Genomic DNA, 6,688 nt, shown 5'->3' with positions numbered 1-6,688 from the left:
TTTTGCCTCAAACCCTATCTGCGTAAGGACTTCAGGAGTTTGTGTCCAGTAGTCCATTAGTATTATATGGCTTTAACTCAGGCTCTATAAGACTTTTAGCCATAGCTAGTATGTTTATACGGGGGAAGTCCAGGTATTTATGCCACCAAAAAATCAAGATAAACTCAGTCAAACAACAAAATCTACAAAATAGACATTTATGGTTCTTCGGTTTGTGTTATGCAATGTACGGGGGTTATAAGGGATGGAACCCTTATCTAGAAAGGCATTTAGCGATTTTTGTCAATTGTTTTTTATCTAGAGCGAACTAATCAATTAAGTCTCTTGCCAGATAAGGATTTAGTCGATTTATGTCCCCCTATCGAACCATAACAAGTAACGAAGAGCCACATTTATATCATGAAATTTCTGGCATCTGTTCATAATACACTACAATATCTTTACCTAAAATGTCGGATGAATGCCCCCGCTACATTTTTCGACAAGATACTCACCTTTGCGGGGGATGAAATCCGACCAGAATATCAACTTGTGGAACAAGAGTTCAAAAAACATTAAGCACTAGAACTCATCAATGTCCCAATTGTCAAACAGTCTTAGATAGGGATCATAATGCAGCAATAAATATTCTTAAAAAAGGGTTGAAATATTTGGGAAATCATCTCAACGGTACTGTTGGGCAAACAGAAACCGACCCAAACGCCTTGGGAGAGTCCGGCCTCTGGATTACTAATGGAGACATTGAGAATCTAAGCTGTCTCGTTGAACAAGGAATTTCCGATAGTGATAGGTCAAGAATCCCCCGTCACAGCGTAGCTTGACGGTGGGAGTATGTCAAAGAAATAAATTCTTATCTGAATCTAAAATAATGAAAAATATTGTTCGCTGGCTAAATAGTAGCAGTATTGTTAAACAAATGAAAATATATTCGTACCTAATAAATGGACGAAAACCTTGGTCAACTGGCTATAGTTTGTTTAAAGAAAATATAATTAGAAAATCTATCAATGATTCCTTGACAATAGATATTTTTCAAAATAGCTTGCAGCTGCCAAAGCAATATGGAGAATTTTTGGATGAGCGAGTTGTTGAATATCCTTGGTTGATTTCACGAATTAGTCAGGGAGAAGGAAAGCTACTCGATGCAGGATCTGTTCTTAATTTTGCCTATCTTTTAGAGAATCAAAAACTTAAGAACAAAAATATTACTATAATGACTTTGGAGCCTGAAGGGAACTGTTATTGGTGGAAGAAGATATCTTATCTTTTCGGAGATTTGCGTAAGATTCCAATTAAAGATGATTGCTTTGACGAGGTGGTGTCAAGTTCTACGATTGAACACATTGGTATGGATAACTCAATCTACTCATCAAATCCAACTTTTAGAGAGAACAAATGTCTAGATTATTTACAGGCTGTATCAGAATTTAAGAGGGTGACTAAACCAGGAGGGAAAGTCTACATCACCGTGCCTTACGGTCAGTACACTGATTTTGGCTGGTATCAGCAGTTTAATGCTGAAATGATTGACTTGTTAATTGATACTTTTGCTCCAGCAAAGCTGATTGAAACTTATTTCTGCTATGAGTCAGGTGGATGGTCAATAAGCGATAAACAGTATTGTCAGAAATTTGAAGGGTTTAATATTCATGAAACCAAATACTTTAATCCTAATAGTACGAAAGATTACGATTCTGATTATGCGGCCTGCAGCCGTGCGATCGCTGCTTTAGAGTTATGGAAATAATCTGATATGTCTACTAAATTTACTCACACTTGGGAACAAGCAGTTCGTTGGCTTAGAGAGCAGCCAGAAAAACAAGAACTGGTACGTTGCTGTTATTACGACGATCCGTTGGAGTTAGCAGCAGAAAGATTTAGTAACAGTGAAGAATGGCTTGCAGTTAAAAATCTATTGAGTCAATATATACCGGGAAAAGTATTAGATTTGGGTGCAGGTCGAGGAATTTCCAGTTATGCTTTTGCTAAATTGGGATGTTCCGTTACTGCCTTAGAACCAGATTCTAGTCCGCTGGTTGGCGCTCAAGCCATCCAATCTTTAGTTGACAGCACTCAGTTACCTATTCAAATTATTCAAGAATATGGAGAAACCTTACCCTTTGAGGACAATACTTTTGACATCGTTTATGGACGAGCGGTACTTCATCATGCCCAGGATTTAAAAAGACTCTGTCAAGAAGCAGCACGAGTCTTAAAACCTGGAGGAGTATTGATAGCAACTCGTGAACATATTATCTCAAAAAAGGAAGACTTACCACTCTTTTTAGCGTCACATCCTCTACATTTCTTGTATGGCGGAGAGAACGCTTATTTGCTGCAAGAATACCTAAAAGCTATCGAGACAGCAAGACTAAAACTGCAAAAAGCAATCGCTCCCTTCGACAGCGTAATCAACTATGCACCGATGACCCAACAGGACTTTTCAAACTTAATTAAATCTGTCCTAGCTCCTATTATTGGTGACAAATTAGGCAACTGGCTGGCTAACAATGAAACTTTACAAAAGTTTTGTGGTTGGTATCAATCTCAAAAGTCAGACACTCCAGGTCGTCATTATTCATTTATTGCTATCAAACCCTGAGATTAATATCTTGAAAACTGTTCTTATTACTGGTGTTACAGGATTTATTGGGCGGTATATAGCTCGCGAATTCGCCCAAGCTGGGTGGTCTGTTGTCGGTTTGGGAACCCGTCCTCCAGAAAACGCGCCAACTCAATATCTCTTGGGTTATTATCAACTCACTCTACCTTCCCCTGATTTAGCCATACTGATCGAACAACTACAGCCACAGGTCTGCATCCATTGTGCTGCAAGGGCATCAGTTGCTCTTTCAGTAAGTGAACCAAAAGCAGATTTTACCGATGGAGTAGTTGTTACTTTCAACTTATTAGATGCACTTCGCCTTCATGCACCTCAATGCCGAGTTATTTATCTTTCTAGTGCTGCTGTTTATGGTAATCCCAAAACTTTACCTATTAATGAAAGTCATTCCCTCAATCCTATTTCACCCTATGGCTACCATAAGCTAATCTGTGAACAACTTTGCCAGGAGTTTTTCCAAGTTTATGGCTTACTCACAGCTACAGTACGCATCTTTTCTGCCTATGGTCCGGGATTGAGGCGACAAGTTGTCTGGGATATCTGTCATAAGGCTCTGACAAACCCCGTTCTCAATCTACAGGGAACAGGTAATGAAAGTCGTGACTTTATCCATAGTCGAGATATAGCCAAAGCTCTCTACCTCTTAACAGAGAAAGCTCCTTGTCACGCCGATGTTTATAACTTGGCAAGTGGAACAGAAACCTCTATTAAGGAGTTAGTTAACTTGATACTAGAACATTTGAAACTCGATATTCCTGTACATTTTGATGGTACAATACCTACCGGCAATCCCCCAAACTGGAAAGCTGATATAAATTGTCTCAAAAAACTTGGGTTTCTTCCTGAAGTAACTCTTGACAGAGGAATCAGTGTCTATACCCAATGGTGTCGTGCGGAGCTAATGGGATGATAAAAACCTTAAATATTGGTATTCTGATGCAAGCTGATGATAACTGGATGGGGGGGATTATTTATATTAAAAATCTTGTCAAATCTATTGCCGAGTTACCCGCCAATAAAAGGGAGCATATTAAGCTATATTTATTTATTGGTTCTAATCTCAAAAAAAGCTATTATGAAGAACTGGAAAATCTAGTGGAACAAATATACATAACTAATTGTATAAAGCCCTCTTTTTTGAATCGATTATTACGGAAAGTCGGTCAAAGTGCTTCTTGGCTAAGGGATAGAAGGTTGATAAAACTTTTAGAAAGTAAAGAAATAGACTTTGTATATCCTGTTTCAATAAAGTGGGGTATTTACTGGGAGTTTAATTGCGGTTGGTCAACTTGGATTCCAGATTTTCAACATAAATATCTACCCTCATATTTTTCTGCCAAAGAAATAAAAAGCCGTGATAAAGCATTTGAATATTTATCTAACAATTCGTTAAATATAGTCTTTAGCAGTGAAAGTGCTTTGAGCGATTTTGCCGCTTTTTACCCTGAATCTAAAGCTCAGAAATTTGTATTAAGTTTTAGAACGATACCCAATCAAGACTGGTTTGAAAATCATTTAGCTCCAACATTAGTTCAGGAAAAATATAATCTTCCAAACAAGTTCTTTTTGGTTAGCAATCAATTTTGGATACACAAAAATCATAAGCTTATCATAGAAGCACTTATCTTATTGAAAAGAACAAATGTCAAGCCCGTAGTTGTGTGTACTGGTAAACTTTATGATAGCCGATTTCCTAAGTATGGAGAAGAAATAAAAAATTCAATTGAAAAAAACTCTTTAAGCGATCAATTTATAATTCTTGGATTAATTCCACGTTGGGATCAGATTCAACTCATGAGGAGATCGTTAGCAGTGATTCAGCCTTCATTGTTTGAAGGATGGAGTACAGTAGTAGAAGATGCTCGAGTGTTAGGTAAAACAATATTATTATCAGATATTTCTGTCCACAAAGAGCAAAATTCTCCCAGGGCTATATTTTTTCAACCAGATTCTTCACAAGAGCTTGCCAATCACCTTGAATTATTAACTACTAAGCTTATGCCTGGACCAGATTTAATATCTGAATCAGAAGCGCGAACCAACAATAAAATAGAATGCCAAACTTATGCAGAACAATTTCTGAATATTGTCCAAACAATTGTTTCCTAGTTGGAAACTAAATCAATTTCTCTTTGGTGCTATGACGGCAACAAGCGATCGCCGAAAAGGATTTCATCTGCTGCTACCTGCCATAAAAAAACTCAGCCAGTGGGAAATATGGCAGCATAAATTAGAGTTAGTGGTCTTCGGTGCTTCTGAACCGGTTAATCCGCCTGATTTTGGACTGAAAACCCATTATTTAGGCAGATTAAATGATGATATTTCCCTAGCTTTAGTCTATGCCGCCGCCGATATTTTCGTCGCTCCCTCCCTTGAGGATAATCTTCCTAACACAGTCATGGAAGCTCTCGCCTGTGGAACTCCCTCTGTTGCTTTTAAAATTGGTGGAATGCCTGATATGATCGAACATCAAGAGAATGGTTATCTGGCTCACCCCTTCGAGGTGGAAGACTTGGCACTGGGAATTAATTGGGTATTAGAAGATACAGAAAGGTATAACCAATTGTGCATTCGGGCAAGGCAAAAAGTGGCGCAAGAATTTACTTTAGAGTTACAGGCACAAAAATATTTAGAGTTATACAGTGAGAGCTTGAGCAAGAGCAATAATACATTTAGGCTATAATCACCATAGTATTTTGCCCCCATCTCAATTCTAGCCAGTAGATTATTTTCCCTAGTGCTAGAGGAAAAAGCCCCATAAGTCTAATCACCAGTGTAGCTCCGATGACTTCCACTATTGCCCCTTCTCCACTTTCACTGCCCAGCCAAGATGAATTGCCCTGTGATGACGGCGTTGCCATGGAAACCCAACGACATAAACTACAGATGGATATCCTGATTGATGCCTTGTTACCCTGGTTAGCTGCTAGGGAAGATGGCTATGTGGGGGGCAATATGTTCGTTTATTTCAGTGCCGCACAGTTAAAAAGCGCGGAATTTCGCGGACCCGATTTTTTTGCTGTCCTGGGGGTTCCCAAAGCGGAAAGAAAAAGTTGGGTGGTTCGGGAAGAAGGGAAAGCTCCCGACGTGGTTATCGAACTCCTTTCCGAAAGTACCGCTCCACAGGATAAAACTGAAAAGAAAGCCATCTATCAGGACCGTTGGCGAGTGCCAGAATATTTCTGGTACGATCCCTTTAATCCTGAAGACTGGGCAGGTTTTATCCTCAGAGAAGGCAACTACGAGCCATTATCTCTAGAGGAGGGAGAAAGATTTTTCAGTCAAAGACTAGGGTTGTCCTTGGTACGCTGGCAAGGGGAGTACAAGGGAGTCGAGGCAGTGTGGTTGCGTTGGGCGACTTTTGCTGGCGATTTACTGCCCACAGAGTCAGAGCGGGCTGAACAGGAGAGAATGCGGGCTGAACAGGAGAGAATGCGGGCTGAACAGGAGAGAATGCGGGCTGAACAGGAAAGAATGCGGGCTGAACAGGAAAGAATGCGGGCTGAGGATTTAGAAGCATTGCTTCAACGCTATCGAGAGCGTTTTGGAGATTTGCCGGAATAATGACTCTCCAGGAAGCTAAATAGAAGATATGATACTAAATCCGTTGAGTATAGGCTACTTATGAGGAGAGGCACTCATGCAAGAGGCAAGAGGCAAAAGGGAGAATAAATAATCAGTTTTTAATAACCGGATTTAGGATGAGAACATTTTTTCCCATTATATCGGGAGAGCCGTTGGCTTTCTAGTATTGGCTGGTTAAAAATTTTCTTTACAATAAGTTCATCACCAGGTACAATGGCTCTAAATCTTAAAGTTAATTTTTTTAGCTAATTACATTAGCTGATATAACCCGCAGGCTAGTTTAATAGTATTTTAGCAAGTATGAGAGAGCTAGAATAATCTTTCTCATTCTATATAGCCAATTATAAACTGACCTAGTTGTAATTACGATTAAAACGCTTGTAGCTTGCCAATATCAAGATAAGATATGACAATAAAACCACCATTGCAAGAGAAAAAAACTATCGAGCTAGATGCTAACTTCTCTACAACTCGCCGAGT

Annotated in this window: 6 protein-coding genes and 1 pseudogene; all 7 read left to right on the top strand. The window is 39.2% G+C overall.

Going from position 1 to position 6,688, the window contains the following annotated elements:
* Positions 1–524: 524 nt before the first annotated feature.
* A pseudogene (locus tag IM477_RS09730) lies at positions 525–821 on the top strand (zinc ribbon domain-containing protein); the annotation flags it as partial.
* A 47-nt stretch (positions 822–868) separates the two neighbouring features.
* Positions 869–1,747 carry a methyltransferase domain-containing protein gene (locus IM477_RS09725; RefSeq protein WP_287731548.1) on the top strand — a complete coding sequence of 293 codons (879 nt, stop codon included), beginning with the start codon at positions 869–871 and terminating at the stop codon, positions 1,745–1,747.
* Positions 1,748–1,753: 6 nt separating this feature from the next.
* Entirely contained in the window at positions 1,754–2,602 is an 849-nt protein-coding gene (locus IM477_RS09720; RefSeq protein ID WP_287731547.1) for a class I SAM-dependent methyltransferase, read from the top strand.
* Between the two features lie 10 nt (positions 2,603–2,612).
* Positions 2,613–3,533: an NAD-dependent epimerase/dehydratase family protein gene (locus tag IM477_RS09715; RefSeq protein ID WP_287731546.1), complete on the top strand. Its 921-nt coding sequence runs from the start codon at positions 2,613–2,615 to the stop codon at positions 3,531–3,533.
* Entirely contained in the window at positions 3,530–4,732 is a 1,203-nt protein-coding gene (locus tag IM477_RS09710; RefSeq protein WP_287731545.1) for a glycosyltransferase family 4 protein, read from the top strand. The genes IM477_RS09715 and IM477_RS09710 overlap by 4 nt, the downstream gene beginning before the upstream one ends.
* The gene (locus IM477_RS09705; RefSeq protein WP_287731544.1) at positions 4,710–5,306 is read left to right on the top strand and encodes a glycosyltransferase; all 597 of its coding nucleotides are present in this window, start codon (positions 4,710–4,712) and stop codon (positions 5,304–5,306) included. Before IM477_RS09710 ends, IM477_RS09705 begins: the two co-directional genes overlap by 23 nt.
* Positions 5,307–5,407: 101 nt before the next feature.
* A complete protein-coding gene (locus tag IM477_RS09700; protein WP_287731543.1) occupies positions 5,408–6,187 on the top strand; it encodes a Uma2 family endonuclease in 780 nt (259 codons plus the stop codon).
* Positions 6,188–6,688 lie beyond the last annotated feature (501 nt).

Source organism: Microcystis sp. M090S1 (assembly GCF_020246295.1).
GTDB lineage: Bacteria > Cyanobacteriota > Cyanobacteriia > Cyanobacteriales > Microcystaceae > Microcystis > Microcystis aeruginosa.
The sequence above is the reverse complement of the archived record's forward strand: the minus strand, read 5'-3'. Positions and strand labels throughout refer to the sequence as shown.

Excerpts from the sequence above, each read along its gene's own strand:
- IM477_RS09725 (WP_287731548.1), top strand. The coding sequence starts at position 869 with ATGAAAAATATTGTTCGCTGGCTAAATAGTAGCAGTATTGTTAAACAA.
- IM477_RS09720 (WP_287731547.1), top strand. The coding sequence starts at position 1,754 with ATGTCTACTAAATTTACTCACACTTGGGAACAAGCAGTTCGTTGGCTT.
- IM477_RS09710 (WP_287731545.1), top strand. The coding sequence starts at position 3,530 with ATGATAAAAACCTTAAATATTGGTATTCTGATGCAAGCTGATGATAAC.
- IM477_RS09700 (WP_287731543.1), top strand. The coding sequence starts at position 5,408 with ATGACTTCCACTATTGCCCCTTCTCCACTTTCACTGCCCAGCCAAGAT.